An 18979-nucleotide genomic window follows, 5' to 3' on the forward strand; every position below is an offset into this window, starting at 1 on the left:
AATCAAGCCGGGAAGTTCGGTAAACCTTTCATTATATAAAGGATTCTTGGATGGTAAACTGGCCGTGCAACTGCAAGCTAACGACATTTTCAATACTTCATCTTCGGACTTACTGTTGTACAGCGGTAACCGCATTATGATATATGAGCCGGAATCTCGCCGTAGCTTTGGTATGACAGTACGATACAAGTTCAATGCAACCAAGAGCAAATACAAAGGAACCGGAGCCGGCGATAGCCAGAAGAGCCGTATGTAAAGATATTTTGAATCAATTAGTTTAAAAACTCTCTTAAATTCAGATTAGGGTAGCTTTAATTATTAAGGCTGCCCTTTTCATTTAACAAAATGCGCACACTAATGTGTACAGTGCCGGAATATTTTTATTTTTGCAGGAAATTTTTGTAAAATGAGAAAGATAACCCACTATATACTGTACATTCTGATTGCTTTTACAGCCCTTTTGAATATCCGATGCAGTGGAAACGGCACGGAGAAAACACCTCTTCCGGAATTGGTTCATGCTGAATCCGTGATGTTTGAGTACCCGGACAGTGCGCTCCATATTCTGGAGGCCATGCCGATGCCTTCAGAACGTAGGGACAAGGAGAATCATGCGTTGTGGTGTCTGTTGTTGACACAGGCGCAGTACAAACGGATGATGAAAATCCCTTCAGATTCACTTGTGAGAATTGCATACGATTATTACAAGCCAACAAACAATGCCCGTAGAAAGGCTATGTCTGCGCTTTATATGGGTGATATAAATTATGAATTAAGGAATATAGAGGAAGCCTTGCAGTATTATCTGGAAGGTAAAACAGAAGTGGAAAAAACGGATGACTACAAAACTGGTTATCTGGTCATGATCTCATTATGTAAGTTATATTTATATCGTGATTTTGCTGACTATGCTTTGGAAGCCTGCAGGAAGGCATACGATTATGCTGTGAAAGATTCCAACAAGCGTTATCAGTTAGCCTCTCTTAAATTTCTGGCCAGATGTTATTGCATTTCGGATTCATTGTCGAAGGCTATAGATACGTATCATAAATGTAGTGAGCTGACTTTAGAACTTGGACTTGAAAATTATTATTATGACATACAGAGCGAAATAGCCTTAGTATATAAGAATAAAGGTGATATCGAAAAGTCTTTAGAGATTATAAAAAGCTTTCCAATCAAATACCAGCCAGCTTTATTGACGGGAAAGAACTACTACCTTTTGGGGCAACAGGATTCTGCTTATATTTATTTAAATGAAGCTTTGAAAACTTATAATATTTATACTAAGGCGTCTGCATACGAGTATTTGTATAAATTGGGGGATACTCCCAAATACAGTAAATACCTGAAAACCTATTGTGATTCACTTCTTTTTTACAACGATTCTATCATAGCTATTGATAAGGGCAAGGAAATCATCGCCTACAAAGAGAAGTACGACCATCAGAAACTCATCACTGAGCAGCAGCGTCTGAAGCTGGAGAAGGCAGATGCGCAACGTATGATGTTCATCATCACGATATGCCTGATTGTGGTTATAGCTGTTGTAGCCTATTTTTACCAGAAACGTCTTGTCCTTAAGGAAACTACTATCCGCAAACAGTCCGAACAACTACAGGACTACATGCTTCAACTGCACGAATACGAGACACGCCTCATGCAGAACAACCGTTATATGGACGAACTGCAGGAGCAGATATCCCGTCAGGAAGTTAATGCTGAAGAGATAGAATCATACCGTGAACAGATAGACAGTCTTCAGTCAGAGAATGGCAGGCTGTCTGAGAATATAAACATTCTGCAAAACCACATTGCCGAATATACCTCTAAGCTTGACAAGGTCCGCCGTGATACTGAGAAGTTCCGTAGCATATCAGAAGAGAATCTTAATCTGAAGCAGCGTGAACGTATGCTTGCCGAATATGTTGTAGACAACGACAGCCTTGTGAAGGAACTGAGGGAGAAATGCCGTGTTCTTGATGATATTGAATGGGAGACTCTGGAGCAAATGTGTGAAAGTACGTACGGCAATTTCGTGAGTCGTCTTCAGAGTATATGCCCGACACTGACAAAGCAGGAACTTCATCTTTGCATCCTGATCAAGCTCCGTTTCAGCAACACCCAGATGTCTGAGATATTCGGTGTCAGTGTCTCTTCGGTATCCCAGAAGAAGTTCCGTCTGAAGAAGCATTTGAGTGAATCGTTGGAAGGCGGTCTTCCTGAGGAGATGACACTCGACAGGTGGGTGGCGGAGTTCTGAATCCCTTAGTGAAAAGTTTAGTTCCCTTTGCTAATTTACTGCCCAGTCGCTAATTGTTCCGGTTTCAGAAGAGAATGATGCTCCGATCTTATAAACTTTGCGGCTATCGGTTGCATATTCACGCGCATATCCTTTTTCCTCTATCTGCTGAAGTGCCTCTTGGGCCGTACCGTCCAGTTTGAACTCAAAGATATATACATAGTCCGATGTTTCCACTATGCAGTCCACACGTCCCTGGCTCTGCACCTTCTCGGCATAAACAGTATAAACACTCACCAGACACATAATGAGATAGAAGGTGTTATTCTGATGGTTGCAGGTATGATGAAGCTACCATTGTAAGGAATCCCCCCTTTACCTCATTGTTAGGGAAATCAAGAAGGAAGGTATTGAAATCTCTGTCGTATGCCTTTATTGTAAGATATCCGCTTTGATATATCATTGGCAAAGGGCGTTCCACGTCGGCCTTGTAGTCAATAAATTCCGCCGGAGTGTAATATTTTCCGGTAAATTCGTTCATTCTCTCATGTGAATGGTTGAGCAGACGAATAAGATATGTGGGAGTTCCTGTGCTGAACCAATAGTCTTTGATACGTTTGGCATCAAGAGCATTCAACAAGCTGAAAGGATTATAAATGTCTGTCAGTTTATCGCTGAAGTGGTACCCATCGTACTGTTTCTTCAGCAGTTTATACATTTCTTCCGGTGTACACTGATATTCAACGGCCATTTGCGATACAGGTTCAGTAAAATATTTTCCAATTTCCTCCTGAGTAATACCGCACAGGGCTTCATAACGTACATCCATACTTATATCTTTAGCTTGATTGAAACCGCTGAATATACTTTCTTGGGAATATTTTGTAACTCCTGTCAACAAAACGAATTGCAAATGCTTGTCCGCTCCCTTAAACACGGAATAAAAAGCTTTCAGAATGTTTCGGTGTTTATCCTCCAGATTTGTATCCACATCCAGTACATCAAGCATAGGTTTGTCGTATTCATCTACAAGTACCACAGCGCGTCGGCCTGTCTGAAGATGAGCGGCCTCGAGAACCTTTATAAAGCGGTCTCCAAGACCCAATTCATTTTCACGTACAGGCAGATTGTACTTCTGTTCCCATTCCGCCAGATAAAAGTTAAGTTTCTTCTCCAATTCTCCAGGATTGGTAAAATTAGTTGCGTTGAAATCCACATGGAAAACGGGATACTCGTTCCATTCAGTCTCCAGCTTTTCTATGGCAAGACCACTGAACAGTTCCTTGCGTCCTGAATAATAGTTTTCCAGAGTGGAAACAAGGAGGCTCTTTCCGAACCGTCTCGGACGGCTGAGAAAATAAATGCTTCCATTATGTGTAAGGTCATAAATAATGTCAGTTTTATCAACATATATATAACCTTCTTGAATAATGCGTTCAAAACTCTGGATACCAATTGGAAATTTCATAACCTGATTCTTTTTGTACTTTACACAAAGGTAAATAAAAAATTGGACTTTTGCGTCATTAATTAATAGGTCTTTTCCCTTATTTTAATACTCTATATAATCAAGTATCCCCTGAATATAAGCTATAGTCACTCCATAATTGGTCATAGGGATGTTCTGTTCCTTGGCTTTTGCCACGCGGTTCATCATGAATTTCCTGTTGAACATGCATGCACCGCAATGGATAACCAGGTCGTAGCCTTTAAGATTTTCCGGAAAGTCGTGTCCTGATACCATATCTATCTGTATGTCATTGCCGAACCTTTTTCGGAGCATGGCAGGGATTTTTTCACGGCCAATATCCTCGGTGAGTGGGGCATGGGTGCATGCTTCGGCTATGAGGACTTTTGAATTGTTGTTCAGTTTGCCTATCGTGCGTGCACCTTCTACAAAATAGTCTATATCGCCCTTGTGCTTGGCAAAGAGTACTGAGAATGATGTCAGTATGCTTTCCTTAGGCTTCAGTTCGAAAACAGTCTTGAATACCTGTGAGTCTGTGATGATAAGTTTCGGAGGATTTGCCATCGCTTTGAGCATTGCTTCCAGCTTGTCTGTAGTGCAGCTCATTACAAGGCATTTCTTGTCAAGAAGTTCACGCAGGGTTTGAACTTGTGGGAGAATTAATCTGCCTTTCGGAGCCTGAATGTCCTGTGGCATGACCAACAGTACGGTATCGTTTTCGCCGGCAAGATTTCCTATTATACTATTGTCGAAAGAGTTGTCAGGCTGGTTTTCTATAAGCGCTTTTCTTATCTCGTCGATGCCTTCCTTTGTCAGCGTACTTGCTATGACAGGTTTGGAACCGCATTTCTTTTCTATGGCAAGAGCTGTTTCTGTCTTGTTGTCCAGAATGTCTGCCTTGTTAAGTACCCATATTACCGGTGTATTCTTTGCTGTGAGTACTTTCTGCCATCTCAGTTCTTCTTCGATATTATCGTCTGTGCAGACCATAATAGCTATGTCAGTGCGTTCCGTAGCCTTTAATGTCTGTTTGACTCTCAGATTTCCAAGTTCTCCTTCATCATCGAATCCGGCAGTATCTATAAATACGCACGGACCTATACCGTGTATTTCCATAGATTTATATACAGGGTCCGTGGTGGTTCCGGCTATGTCCGAAACTACTGAAACTTCCTGGCCTGTGATGGCATTTATCAACGATGATTTTCCACTGTTTCTTTTACCGAAAAGTGCTATATGTGTGCGGTTTGATCTTGGAGTATCTTGCAATGACATATTATTATGGTTATTTAAGCTGTAGTTATATTATCAGAATCTGAAGTCGCGTTTTCCTTCGCCAATGTATTTCAGATTTTCTATTGCACGTCTCTTTATTGCAGGATTAGGAATCTTTTCCATCTGCTCACGTATCATCTTCGTACCGAGTGCTTTTGTCTCGGGCGAAGCATAGTCTTCCAGATATTCCTGTAGAGTCATAAGCGCGTTTGGCGAGCAGCAGTTGGCTATCTGTCCTGTTTTTACCAACGACATGAAGCGGTCGCCTGTACGTCCTTCGCGGTAGCATGCAGTGCAGAAACTTGGGATATAGCCGAGTTTCAATAGCCATGATACTATCTCGTCCAGTGTACGGTTGTCGCTGATATCGAACTGTGAGGAGTTTTCTTCCGGTGTTTCCTCTACGGCATATCCGCCTACACTTGTACGCGAGCCTCCGCTTATCTGTGAAATACCAAGTTCAAGAACCTTTTCGCGCGATTTCTGCGATTCGCGTGTGGAGATAATCATTCCCGTGTATGGCACAGCTATACGGATGATGGCTACAATCTTCTGGAATATCTCGTCGGAGATAGCATTTTCGAAGTCTGCGGCATTTATATCGTCGGCAGAGCATATTCGCGGTACGCTAATAGTGTGAGGACCAACTCCGTAAGTGGCTTCCAGATGTTCCGCGTGCATCAGCAGTCCGGTGAAATCGTACTTATAGGTATTCAGACCGAACAGAACACCGAGCCCAACATCGTCTATTCCGCCTTCCATAGCTCTGTCCATTGCCTCTGTGTGATAAGCGTAATTGCTCTTAGGACCGCGCGGATGAAGTTTCTCGTAGTTTTCCTTATGATATGTCTCCTGGAAAAGTATGTATGTACCTATTCCTGCCTCGTGAAGCTTTCTGTAGTTCTCCACTGTTGTGGCAGCGATATTCACGTTCACACGGCGTATGGCTCCGTTCTTATGCTTTATTCCGTATATTGTCTTGATGGATTCAAGGATATATTCTATCGGGTTGTGCAACGGGTCTTCGCCGGCTTCAAGTGCCAGACGCTTGTGTCCCATATTCTGAAGTGCTATGACTTCGCGTTCTATATCTTCCTGACTGAGCTTCTTGCGGGCTATAGTCTTGTTTTTGATATGGTAAGGGCAATACACACAGCTGTTTACGCAATAGTTTGAAAGATACAGCGGGGCAAACATCACTATTCTGTTGCCGTAGAATTTCTGCTTGATTTCCTTTGCCAGACTGAATATCTTTTCCAGCAGTTCCGGGTCATTACATTCAAGCAGAAGTGCGGCTTCACGGTGACTGATACCTTTGCAAGCTCTTGCTTTTTCTATAATGGATGATATGAGTTCTCTGTTTCCAGCATTCTCTTCCGCATATTTCAATGTGTCAAGAATTTCATCATGGCTGATAAATTCTTCAGCCTTTTTTGAATCGGCTCTGTACATAATTATATTTTTTAGAAGTTATAGTGGTTAAAGGAGTTATGAAAGTTAAAGAATTAACTTCTCTTATTCAACATAATCTCCTCGACCGTAGTCAATAGTATAACCAATGGCACTAAGCTTTTGTTCAAGAAAAGCCAGGCCTTCTGCTGCTTCGGCACCCATTGATGCCTTATTGTTGTACAGCGAATACTTGCTTCTTTCCTGTGGAGGAGAGAGATTTGGCATTACTACATTTGCACCTGCCAGTATTCCTCTTTCGCGTCCGTCGGGGGCAAGTGAAGCCAATGCCGTGGTTGACGGTATGAGCGCGTGAGGGTGCATAAGTCTGAATATTGACAACAGCAGTAGGGTAGTGCGTATGCTGCCAGCACTTTTATCTGCGAACGGAGTGTCACGATGCGGTATGAAAGGACCTATTCCTATCATCTGTGGCTTGAACTCACCGATGAACAGAATATCTTCGATGATGTTTTCTGTGGTCTGTCCCGGACTGCCAACCATTATGCCTGTACCTGTCTGATAGCCTATCTCCTTCAGGTTTATAAGGCATTGCAGTCTGTTTTGCAGTGACATCGTTTCGGGATGCAGCAATGAATAATGATACGGATTGTGAGTTTCATGACGGAGCAGATATCTGTTGGCTCCGGCTTCATAGAACATCTTGTATGCTTCGTATGATTTTTCTCCTAATGACAGGGTTATGGCGGCGTCCGGATATTCCCGGCGTATGGACGATACTATGTCGGCTATTCTTTCATCGGTCATATAGTTATCTTCGCCACCCTGAAGTACAAAGGTACGAAACCCCAGTCTGTAACCTTCGTCGCAGCATTGCAGTATAGTTTCCTTGTCTAGTCTGTATCTTTCCACATTCCTGTTGCTACGGCGTATTCCGCAGTAAAGGCAGTCGTTGTGACAGCAGTTTCCTACCTCTATAAGTCCGCGCACGAAAATCCTGTTGCCGAACACTTTCTGTGTTTCGGAGCGTGCAATGCTGTTTATCAGTTCAAGACTTTCGTCATCGCAGTCATCCAATAATATACGAAATTCATCGGAAGAAAGTGTTTTCTCCCGATGAAGTCGCTCTATAAGTTTTCTCATATATATGTGATATGAAAAATCTTTATTTATTCTTCTTCTTTGTAGTTTTCGTATTTCAGTGGTCGTTTCAGCAAATCCTGATTTAGCTGGCGTTTACCGGACAATGGATCGTTGAATGAACTTGGACCTGTGATACAGCCTTCAGGACATGCCATCATTTCGATGAACTGTGCGTCAACCTTGCCGGTCTTTGCGTATGCTCTGAGAACACCGATATTCTTCTTGTTGAAGTCTGATATCTGCATAATCTTGATTCCGTTAGCCTTTTCTCCTAAGTAAGCCTTAACAGCTCCTGCCACACCACCGGCCTGTGCAAATCCGTGAGCTTCGCATACAGATTCCTTTGCAACCTTATATGGTGAAACTTCCTTAAGGTCAATTCCAAAACCTTTTATTATAGAACTTACTTCTTCGAATGTCAATACATAATCCACGCATTCGTCGCGCTGTGCTTCTTTTCTCTTGGCGATACACGGACCAATGAATACCACTTTGGCATCAGGATATTTCTTCTTTGCGATGCGTGATGCGTAGTACATTGGAGAACCTGTAGTAGAAACGTATGGTTTCATTGCAGGGATATGCTTATTTACGAGTTCAATGTATGAAGGACAGCATGAAGTAGTCATGAACTTCTGGCCTTCGGCTATCTTTTCAAGAAGTTCGTGTGCTTCATTGCTTGTTGTCTCCATTGCTCCTTCGGCAACTTCAATTATATCGGCAAACCCAATCTGTTTTAAAGCTCCGTAAACTTCGTCAATCTTTGCATCGAACTGTCCGAGGATGGATGGGGCAGGGATTGCAACTACCTGTTTACCAGCGCGAATATCCTCAAGTACATCGAATACCTGTGAAATTTCGAATATGGCACCAAAAGGACATGCGTTAAGACATTTTCCACAATAGATACATTTGCTTTCGTCGATATGCTCTATGTTGTGTTCGTCCTTGCTGATAGCCTTTACAGGACATGCTTCCTCGCATGGTACAGGAATATATACGATAGCATGATAAGGACAGCTCTTATGACAGATACCGCAGCTGATACAAGTGTCGTGGTCAATACGTGCCTGACCTGTTTTCTTGTCGAAATGTACAGCACCTTTAGGGCAGTTCATGTAGCAGCTTCTTGCCACACAACCTCTACACAGGTTACTTACTTCATAGTTTACCTGAACGCATGATGAACAAGCCTCGTCTATCACGCAAAGAATGTTTTCCTTGATTTTCCCGTGTCTTTCAAGTGCCTTGCGTGCATATTCAGACAGCGGTGTAAGTTCGTCTGTCTCGTCGGACATATCCCAACCCAACAGAGGGAGTGACTTGTATTTTGTCACCGCACGTTCCTTGTGGATACAGCAGCGTCCTACAGGTTGCGAACGTCTTGGACTGAATTCCAATGGAACACGGTCGATCTTTTCAATTAACTGTTTCTCCTTCCACAAAGCTACCAGATTTTCAAGCAGTTTGTGTCTCACAATCATTACGTTGTTGGTAAATGCCATAAGTAAAAAAGTAGTGTGATGTTAGTTGATAAATATTATAACTTAATTCCCTTCATTTTGTTCAGTACCACGCAGAATAATTGTCGTGGCCCCCAATGTGAAAATGCTTCCGTCTTCTATTCTTGCTCTTTCTTTCGGACCAAGAATTTCGTTCATAAGGAATGTACCTGTAATACTGTCGTTATCCCTCAATGTATATACTATTTTGCCTTGCTTGTCCTTTTTTACATTTATGATGCAATGTCTGCGGTCCATACTCGGATCATTGGTCTCTATGGCAATATCAACATCAGTACCTTTGCATCTACGGCCTATAACATTGTCGCCTTCATGTAAAGGTAATACCTGCTTGTATGCAAATGTATTTTCTATGACTACTATATTGCCAAAGTCCTTTGTCCCTTCTTTCTCGTCTATGATTTCTTCGCGACGGGTTGCCGCATTAAGTTTGGTACGTCCCAAACGTATGCTGAACTGTTTTTTACATTCAGGACAAATGAAAACCAATGACTGTCCTTCTTCATATTTTGTCTCATCAAACTGAATGTAATTGTCGCATTTAGGACATCTTACTCTCTTCATTCCTTAATAAAAATTGATTATTTGGATTTGTTAAGTAACCACGCATTTTTGAACTGTTCTTCTTTTCTCAGTTCGTTTATTTTGCTATATGCCTGGGATTTATCTGTAAATTGATATAATGCAATGCGAAAACGGTTGTCAGAGGTCAGAATACGAGCTTCATCATAACCTTGATTATGAAATTTGGTAAGTTCTTTTTCTGCATCAGCCATTGTTTGCAGGCTTGAAACTATTATAAACAATCCTTTTTCCTGTTGTTGCTTTACGCTTTCAGCCGGTTTGCTCTCAGTTACAGGTTTGTTTTCAGCAATTACGTTTTTATTCTCTTTAGTTTCAGCTTTTATGTCAGCTTTTTGAAGAGGTTTCTCTACTTTTACACTTTTAACAGATACAGGACGTAATGTATTTACGTTATTTTTTCTTTGAGATATATTTGCCTGATGTGTTTCATCCTTGGAAAACTCTTTATTGATGTCTTTGCCATTTGGAGTTATCGCCAATGATTTGTTTCTGATAGCGTCAAGCATGGTTTCAGCTCCTAATGATGCATAACTTGCATTGTCAAGATATGTGTTCTCGACAGGTACTGACATAATGAAGAACAATATAATGGCAGCCGCTATGCCTATAGCGTGTTCTGTCATTCTTTTTATAATATGCGATTGTTTCTCTCTTCTTTCCTCGTTTGTCTTGACGGATGGTGTGGTTTCAATTGTTACACGAGGTTCAGCTACTGGCTGAATCTTTGAAACCAATTCAGATAATGGTGAAATAGAGAAATTGCCCAATCCATAAAGATTAGGACTGAAGAATGAGTTATAGCAAGGCTCGAATCCATAATTACCGGCCATTGTATAATAGAGCGTTCCAATATTATCCAATTCTGCCTGTCCGTTTTTATAGAGGATATCTTTTATAGACGATACTGTATTTTCTATTTTTCTGCTTGCGTCAGGGAAATCTGTATCGTATGCCTGCATATATGCCTGAACTAGTAATCCGTCATTAATAGTAAGTTGTGGATTGAAGCCTATTGTTCTTAATGGCGGACAGAAAATGTTAGCAGACTCTCTGAATTCTGCAGGTTTATTATGTGCGATGAAACCTCCTAAACCAGGTACTATCACACAATCATTTTCCATTAAAAGGATTTCTATATGTTTTGCCAACTCTTTCATACTGCAAAATTATAATTTTTTTTAGAAGACCGTACATGTTTAAGGATAAATTTGTGCTTTAAACAATATCTCAGTTCTGAATTTTACTCATCAGCACCTCTGCCAGTTCCGTCTGTTCTGCATCCTGGGCAAGTTTTATTCCTTCCTTCAGAGTCTCTATACCTTTTGAAGTAGTGAAGAAAGCGTTGAAGCGGCGGAGAGTCTGAATCTGTTGAATTACAAAGTTTCTTGGTTCAGGATTATGCGGACATAAGGCCGATAGTTGTTCTGCATCAATCTTGTCGTCAAGCATATCTCTGAAAAGGTTCTTGTATGGCAGACTGAATTTGTTTGTCAAAGGCTTGAAAGTGACATGATACAGATTCTTCAAAGTGGTACGTCCGTTCTTGTCATGATAGTTTACCTGTATTGGCTGATATGTGCAGATTGCCATCAGCAATGAATCGGCGACGGCAGACGCGGAATCTTCATCTTCGAAATTGCATGCTATTTCTTCACCGTCGAAAGGGCTGTCAAGACCTTCCATCTTTGCCACTGAGGAATTTTCAATATATAGAATTTCGTCAGTAATGATTTCCTTTCCTTCTATTCCCCAATCAAACAGTCCCGTCCTGAGTTGGAAATGTTTAGACTGGTATAAATACTGGTTTCCTATTGTGGTCGTGACGCGGATATAATCGTATTTATGTGTTAAAGATACTATTTCCTTTTGCATCCTCTCTTTGATTAATTCCTCGTCATTGGTATTTTCGACGGCTTTTTTATCAGATGTAGTCTCAGCGGTTTGGACTTCTTCTTTCTTTTCTTCATTAATAGATGAAACTTCCTCTGCTGTATTAACAGTAATGTTGGAATTAGTTATTTCACTTTCCAAAGATTTTATTTTTTCCGAAAGGATAGTGTTTTCCTCTTTTCCTTTATAGTATAACTCTTGAAGTGATGTTATTTCTTTTCTTAGGCTGATTATTTCTTTGTTAAGACTGTCTTTCTCGGTGATGTGAAGCTCATTAAGTGATTTCAGCTCTTTGCTAAGACTGTCTTTTTCAGCAAGATAACGCTCTTTGATTGATTCCAGTTCTTTACTTGCAGCCTCCTTCTCACTATTGAGAGTCACCTTTTCCTTGTTGATAGCCTCAAGTTCTTTGGCGAGGTTTTCTTTTTCTGTGCCAAGGGTTTCCTTCTCTTTACAGAGAGTCTCCTTTTCTTTCTCTATAGTATCTTTCTCTGCGTTCAGTCCTTCGATGACTTTCTGCAGACTCTCGATTTCCCCGGACATCTTTTCAGATTCCAGGGAAATCCTATCTGTTTCTTCCTTAAATTTTTCAGAGTTTTCCTTGAGGGTATTCTCAAGATTCTCTTTCTCCATGACAAGGGTCTCGTACTTTTCCTTGAGCTTATTGAACTCGTCGGATACTACCCCATATTCGTTGCTAAGACTTTCTTTTTTCTTTTTGTACTTGTCGTTGAGGGCGTTATATTCCCTTGATGTGCTTCTCAACAGTTCTGACAGCCTTTTGTTTTCAAGTCTAAGTCTGGTAAGTTCGGTACTTTGTGCCTCTATGTCCAGACCATATAATGCTTTGTAGATTTTAAGTGCAAGTTTACCCATGTCATGTAATGTTTATCAATCTCTGAATCGTTTTGTAAGTTCTCCAAATTCGTCAATTCTTCTGTCTCTCAAGAATGGCCACCAACGTCTTACATTCTCGCTGCGGCCTAAATCTATATCTACGATAAGATTTTCTTCTTTCATATTGTCAGCTTGGGCCAGCATCTCTCCTTGAGGACCTGCTACGAAACTGTTTCCCCAGAATTGTATTCCGTTTGTCTGTCCTGACGGGTCAGGTTCGTGTCCAACTCGGTTTACTGCTACGACTGGCAATCCATTTGCTACAGCATGACCTCTTTGCACTGTAACCCACGCTCCAAGCTGGCGGAGCTTTTCGTCTTGCGAATCAGAACTTTCCCAGCCTATGGCAGTAGGATAAATCAATATTTCCGCGCCCTTAAGTGCCATCATACGTGCTCCTTCCGGATACCACTGGTCCCAGCATACCTGTACTCCTAATTTTCCAATTGAAGTCTGTATCGGTTCGAAACCGATGTCTCCAGGTGTGAAATAGAATTTTTCATAATATGCAGGGTCATCAGGAATGTGCATTTTACGGTATTTGCCTGCAATGCTTCCGTCTTTGTCGAATACTACAGCTGTATTGTGGTATAATCCTGCAGCACGACGTTCGAACAGTGAGGTTACAAGTACAATACCGTATGCGGCTGCTATTTCACTGTAAAATCCAGTAGAAGGTCCAGGTATTGGTTCTGCAAGGTCAAAGAGTCTTGTGTCTTCTGTCTGGCAGAAATATAGTGAATTATGCAGTTCCTGTAATACGACGAGTTGTGCGCCTGCCTGTGCCAGTGACGCTATATTCCTGTGAAGTTTCTCTAAATTATATTTGATATCTCCTGTACATGACTGCTGGACGATACCTAAACGAATTATACGGCTCATGTTGGTATGTTATTTTACGTTATTATGTTATTGATTATCCTTTATAAACTGATTCCGGGTATTGCATAGTGACGCAGTGTAAAGATCCGTGTTGCTTTATGAGGGCTCTGCAATCTATTCCTACAATTTCCCTTCCTGGGAAAGCGGAAGACAAGACTTTTGCAGCTTCAAGGTCATTCTCCTGTTGGTTATAAGTAGGGTAGAGTACAGCATCATTCATTATAAGGAAGTTGGCATAAGTTGCCGGAAGTCTTTCACCATTTTCGTCATAAATAGCTTCAGGCATTGGGAGTGGAAGCAACCTGTAAGGCTTTCCGTCAAGAGTCCTGAAAGACTCCAATTGTTTCTCCATTGCTAACAGCGCGCTATAATGCTCATCATTATTATCCAGGCATTTTACGTATGTGATTGTATTATCAGGACATAGTCTTGCCAGTGTATCAACGTGGCTGTCAGTATCATCGCCAGCAAGGAAACCGTAATCGAGCCATAAAACCTGTTTCAGGTTGAATGTCTCCTTTAGATATTTTTCTATTTCATGACGTGATTTTGTATCATTCCTGTTTGGTGCCAAAAGACACAATGAGGTGGTGAGCAGGGTATCGTTACCATCGCTTTCTATTGAACCGCCTTCAAGTACAAAATCTCTTTTGTTCACATAGTCACCGTTTAAAATCTGCTTTGAAAACAGTTTGCTGTTTATCAGATTATCCTTATCGGCTGCAAACTTCATTCCCCATCCGTTGAAACAGAAATCAAACAATTGTGGGTCACCATGTCTATCCTTCATGGTTATGAATGCATGGTCTCTTGCCCAAGTGTCATTTGTGTTACATTGTACAAAAGTCAGATTGTCTTTATACTTGAAATCATTAAGTTTTTCAGGAAATTCAGGAGCAACCAATAATAAAGGCTGCCTTGAAGCTATTTCGGTGGCAAGTTTTAAGAAACATTCTTCCACCTCTGGTAGCATATAAGCCCAGTCAGTTCCTGCATGTGGCCATGTCAGCTGTATGTAACTTTGTTTTTCCCATTCTGAAGGGAGGTATAAATTATTATTCATTCAATATAAGTTTGTAAATTATTTTTTATTATCAGACAGTTTCTTTTTTCTGTATGAACGAAAATTGCTCATCCAGTCTATTAGTTCATTCCACTTTGTAAAATCCTTCTTGTAAATAAGTCCTATACCCTGTGTGGTAAGGGTTGATTTCGTAAAGTATCTGTCGTTGGTCTGGTTGTATCCTCTAAGTCGGAAATCTCCATTCTTGGTCAGTAACCATATAGCTTCAAAATCTCCTACAAAGTTAGTATTTCTAAGCGTATTTTCCTTATATCCGAAGTTTCCGTTTATTATAAGTCTGTTATTTAACAGTCTTCCACTAAGAATTGCTTCGGCTTCCACGTCAGTCCATCCGTTTTGTCCGGTAGTAAGATTTGTGCCGAGATTCCAGTTCTGGTTGTCGATTACCTGTGATAACATGTTATTCAATTGTCCGGATAATGTACTGAAAGCCAAGGAACTTGTAGCGTCCGATTGGCCGTTCTGGGCGGCATAGTCGTAAGTATAGAATTTACCAACGCCAAGCAGATAAATAATCTGAGTTGTCATCTGTTCGGGTGTGCTTGTAAGGCTTTTGACCACTTGTCTGTCTTCTTCGTTAACTGTCGGAAGTTCTATGTCAAAACTCAGATTTGGTGACGTGAGGAGTCCTGAAAGATTTACTATACAGTTTACCCTAATATTACCTCTTGTAGAGGTTGCGTCAGGTATCAGGTCGTTCAATGAAGCCGATGGAACAGTATATACAGCTTGCACATTAAGATTGGCTGCTCTTGGATCTCCATTGAAAGAAACGCTACCCCCAGGGCTAAGTACAAAATCTTTTCTGATGATATTCTGCATACTTAGCTTGTATATTCCCTCGGAAATATTGTAGTTACCGAAAATCTGGAAATTACCTTTGTTGAAAAAGTTTATTCTTAGGTTTCCGGTTCCCTTTGCAGAAATATAATCACCGGAAGCCGGGTCCATGATAATCCTCATGTCAGCCCTTGGTGATGGTTCTATTTGCAGATTAATTCTTATATCTGGCGGTGTGATATTGTCTTCTTCTACAGATTGTTCATTAAGGTAATGATACAGTTCGGTGTGTACTTCTTCCTGCCTTCGCTTTGGTGTTTTGTCAACAAACGTAATGAATTGTTTGCTTATTGCCTCGGTTGCGGTTCCAAGAACATATACGAAAGACGTTTTGTCTTCGGCAATTACATTACCGTCAACTACCAATCCGGTAATTTCATTACCGTGAATGGTTGTTTTCCCTGAGGCATAGATGTTGCCATAGAAAGGGAATTCAGGCATTTCGCTTTCCGAGTTGAAGACCATCATATTGTTGGTGTCAAACTCGAACATATAGTTCAGATGCTTAAGTTTCTGATGTCTTAAATAACCATTGGCAATACCTGAATTACCTTCATTGTCTGTAAGATGTATGTTTTTGAACTGGAATTCGCCGGGATTTATAATTACAGAATCAGCTTTAGCTTCGAACCTGCTGTTAAGCACGTTCACTTTCATTCCGATTTCAGCTTTGACTTTTCCTTCCAGATCCAATCCTTTGAACGGCCCAAAAAGTCTTACATTTCCATAAGCTTTTCCTTTTACATCGCTGAATATGTCTTTTATGAAATGTTGCAGGAATGACATATCTGTGCCACCAGCGTTTATATGCAGGTCAAGTCCTTTTTCCTTAGGAGACACGTAACCCAAAACCCCGGTAAATACTCCATCCGGTTTGCGTATATCGGCATCCAGCAGAATCCTTCCTTTTTCGTTGTCGAACCCTCCTTTAATATCAGCCTCTCCAAGCAACGCACTGTTTAATGAAAAATTATTGACCTTTAGTCTGGCGTCCAATGCAGGGTTCTTTAGAACACAAGAGGCAAAAACTTTTCCGGAAGTGTTTCCTTCAAACTTTACATTGTAAAACTGTATCATATCCATTACATACAGTAGATTGATGTTCTGTAAATTTACTATACATGAGTCATTGGACGTTTTCCCAAGACGGCCATTTATTTTTACAAATTGTTTCCCATGTTCAATAAGGAAATTACTGATATCGATACTATCCTTATCAATATCAATATTGGTAGGATGTACGTTCCAAATTGTGTCGTTGAGTACGATTTTTCCTGGATGTAATTTTATACCTGTATGTAATATGCCGTTTGTCTTATCTTTTGAAAAAGATGTAGTTGCTGAAATATTACCGCTGTAAGTGACATTAGTATTATTACCCCAGTAAACTTTTGTTGCAACAGTATCATTGTCTGCAATGGCATTGATACTTAAATTAATCATAGAACCTTTTTTCATCAACAGGTTAGTACGAACATGACAATGAAGTTCTTCCTGTGGATTTTCGAACAGCAATGTTGTCGATTCGTATTTCTTGCCGTTATAGTTCAGTTCCGGAATATTGGCATTTATATATACTTTAGTCTTGCTGTCGTCGATATATCCGTTCAGTGTAGCAGGCATCCTGACTTCGATAGGAAGTTTTAGAACTTTCTGAAGAAAATCAGAATTGTCGAGATTAAACTGTAAAGAGAATATATTGTTTGTTTTCTGGTTTACAAGTTTATTGCCTTCTTTAAAGAATGATGGTATATATCTGTGGGCAACTTTAACAATACTTGATGAAATGGTCTTATATGAATAGTTCCCTTTAACCTGTCCGTTCAGAAAGTTGGATGATATATCCACTACCTTTTCATTGTTATAATTAGTCGCGAACAATTGGAATGAAGGTAGAAAATAATTGTCTTTATTATCTATGCTGGTACACATAAGACTGTCTATCCTTATTTTACCCTGGATGTCGTCGATAGAATTTCCGGTAAAATCGGCTCCTAAATTTAATGAGAAAGTCGTACCTGCATATTTGTCGGACAAGTTTAATACATCAGGTCTGAAATCTCTCAGAATTGCTGAAAGTTTGAATATAGGAAGTTTTTCTGCGGTTGAGAAACTTCCGTCGATGTTAAGACGTGCATTATCATCGTTCACGGAAATATGTCCATTAAATCCGCCGGGTTTATATTGACCGTCCAATATTATATCTTGATATTTATATCCTTTAATTTCAATGGAACTGATTTTCCCGTTGACGTATGATTCAGGCTTGTTGTCTTTGTATGTCAATCCTTTCAGGTTGACATTAAATGCAGCCTTACCTAAAACATTTTCTTTTTTCATAAGTACTCCGAGGTCCAGATTGTCTGAAAAGAATTGCCCTGAATATGTTCTTGCATTACTGTTTGAATCCCTGTTCATGATGAACTGAGATTGAATATTCCCCAATGGAGTGGTTACAATAATACTATTTCTCATTAAATCAGAGTTTCCCGAAATACTTCCCAAAAGGCTTGCCGGTGATATTTTTGAAATAATTTCAGGTGCCATGAAATTACTTCCTTTCATGTTCTTGAGAATCCAGTTTGCGCCATCATTCTTGATTTCGACTTTGTTAATTTGTGTCTCGAAAGATGTTTTCACAGAGTCGCTGCCAGGTATAAAATGTCCGTTAAGACTAATATTTACATCCTTTGAATTAGAATATATGAATAGCTTGCCGACGGTATGCGCATTATGGAAGTTGGCAAAATCGGCATTTATGTTTATTGTGTCATGAAAATTGCTTAATGCAGGGACAAGCGCTTTTATATCTGCCGGAACAATAACAGCAGAAAGAGCTCCTTTATATTGAATATCATCAATACCTTTGATGGAATATAGACTGTCGAACACTGTAACCAGACTGTCAATTCTAAGATGAGTATGGGGCAGTATAAAGTCGAAATCATTTATTTTTACACCATTGGAATTTCCTATGGCCTTAAAAGATAATTTTCGTAATCTTAAACCGGACTTTTCAGAGAAACTGATACGTTTTACGTCTATATTCAACGAATCCTTCGTTAACGCTTTAAGAGAAATATTTGCCGACAAGTTCCTTACAGATATATGAGAAGGATTGAATTTGTGTTCAGTCTCTTTTTCAGACAAGATATCCAGATTTACGTTACCTCGTCTGATGAGTATTGAATTGATTCTTAGGTCTATAAATTCCTTTTCCTTATTTTTGTCTTTTGGCGCGAAGAGGTCTGTAATGAATTTGAAATTAAAATCGGTCTCTTTGTCTTTTTTTGCGGCATTTATTTCGGAACCAAACAGTTGTACACTATGAATCACTATTCTTCCGCTTAAAATAGCTTTTATGTCAAATTTCGCTGAAAATCTTGCTACATTAAGCAAAGGCTTTTCATCCTGATCGTAAATTTCTAAATCGTTGATGATAATTCTGTTTAAAAGTCCTAAATCGATATTCCCTATTTTGACTTCAGTATTAAAGATTTTTGTCAGTTCTTTTGCCGCAATAGAACTGATACCACGCTGTACAACAGGGATGTTAAGCATGGCAATCAATCCAAAATAAACCACCATAACAGATATTATGACAGTTCTGAACGAATGTTTAATCAACGTGGACTTTTTCATTTGCAGACATATATCAGTACAAAAGTACAAATAATCGCCTGTATAACTGCCAAAAAAGTGTATCTTATTTCAGAATTTTTGCAAAAAAAATGGAATAT

Annotated in this window: 12 protein-coding genes and 1 pseudogene; 2 read left to right on the forward strand and 11 right to left on the reverse strand. The window is 40.1% G+C overall.

Annotated elements, in window-relative coordinates:
* Positions 1–256: outer membrane beta-barrel protein (locus H6A27_RS10980; protein ID WP_204508696.1), on the forward strand; the 256-nt coding region annotated here is incomplete at its 5' end.
* Positions 257–406: 150 nt separating this feature from the next.
* Entirely contained in the window at positions 407–2263 is a 1857-nt protein-coding gene (locus H6A27_RS10985; RefSeq protein ID WP_204508697.1) for a coiled-coil domain-containing protein, read from the forward strand.
* 30 nt (positions 2264–2293) lie between these two features.
* On the opposite strand, the pseudogene H6A27_RS10990 reads toward H6A27_RS10985, so the two are convergent.
* The 11 genes and pseudogenes from H6A27_RS10990 to H6A27_RS11040 form a co-directional block, all read right to left on the reverse strand.
* A pseudogene (locus H6A27_RS10990) lies at positions 2294–3710 on the reverse strand (ATP-binding protein).
* An 84-nt stretch (positions 3711–3794) separates the two neighbouring features.
* Positions 3795–4985, reverse strand: coding sequence for a [FeFe] hydrogenase H-cluster maturation GTPase HydF (hydF, locus tag H6A27_RS10995; protein ID WP_204508698.1), 1191 nt, complete (start codon positions 4983–4985; stop codon positions 3795–3797).
* 33 nt (positions 4986–5018) lie between these two features.
* Positions 5019–6437 (reverse strand): [FeFe] hydrogenase H-cluster radical SAM maturase HydG, encoded by a 1419-nt coding sequence (hydG, locus tag H6A27_RS11000; RefSeq protein ID WP_204508699.1) that lies wholly within the window; start codon positions 6435–6437, stop codon positions 5019–5021.
* A gap of 63 nt (positions 6438–6500) precedes the next feature.
* A complete protein-coding gene (gene hydE, locus H6A27_RS11005; protein ID WP_204508700.1) occupies positions 6501–7538 on the reverse strand; it encodes a [FeFe] hydrogenase H-cluster radical SAM maturase HydE in 1038 nt (345 codons plus the stop codon).
* Between the two features lie 26 nt (positions 7539–7564).
* Complete coding sequence (locus tag H6A27_RS11010; RefSeq protein ID WP_204508701.1) at positions 7565–9043, reverse strand: 4Fe-4S dicluster domain-containing protein; 1479 nt, start codon at positions 9041–9043, stop codon at positions 7565–7567.
* Between the two features lie 42 nt (positions 9044–9085).
* Entirely contained in the window at positions 9086–9625 is a 540-nt protein-coding gene (locus H6A27_RS11015; protein ID WP_204404835.1) for an FHA domain-containing protein, read from the reverse strand.
* A gap of 17 nt (positions 9626–9642) precedes the next feature.
* Positions 9643–10803 carry an HU domain-containing protein gene (locus H6A27_RS11020; protein ID WP_204404834.1) on the reverse strand — a complete coding sequence of 387 codons (1161 nt, stop codon included), beginning with the start codon at positions 10801–10803 and terminating at the stop codon, positions 9643–9645.
* A gap of 70 nt (positions 10804–10873) precedes the next feature.
* The gene (locus H6A27_RS11025) at positions 10874–12412 is read right to left on the reverse strand and encodes a coiled-coil domain-containing protein (protein ID WP_204508702.1); all 1539 of its coding nucleotides are present in this window, start codon (positions 12410–12412) and stop codon (positions 10874–10876) included.
* Between the two features lie 15 nt (positions 12413–12427).
* Entirely contained in the window at positions 12428–13315 is an 888-nt protein-coding gene (locus tag H6A27_RS11030; protein WP_204508703.1) for a carbon-nitrogen hydrolase, read from the reverse strand.
* Positions 13316–13349: 34 nt separating this feature from the next.
* Complete coding sequence (locus H6A27_RS11035) at positions 13350–14378, reverse strand: agmatine deiminase family protein (RefSeq protein WP_204508704.1); 1029 nt, start codon at positions 14376–14378, stop codon at positions 13350–13352.
* A gap of 18 nt (positions 14379–14396) precedes the next feature.
* A complete protein-coding gene (locus H6A27_RS11040; protein WP_204508705.1) occupies positions 14397–18881 on the reverse strand; it encodes a translocation/assembly module TamB domain-containing protein in 4485 nt (1494 codons plus the stop codon).
* Positions 18882–18979: the final 98 nt, after the last annotated feature.

The organism is Bacteroides caecigallinarum (assembly GCF_016902295.1).
In the GTDB taxonomy this organism is placed as follows: Bacteria; Bacteroidota; Bacteroidia; order Bacteroidales; family Bacteroidaceae; genus Phocaeicola; species Phocaeicola caecigallinarum_A.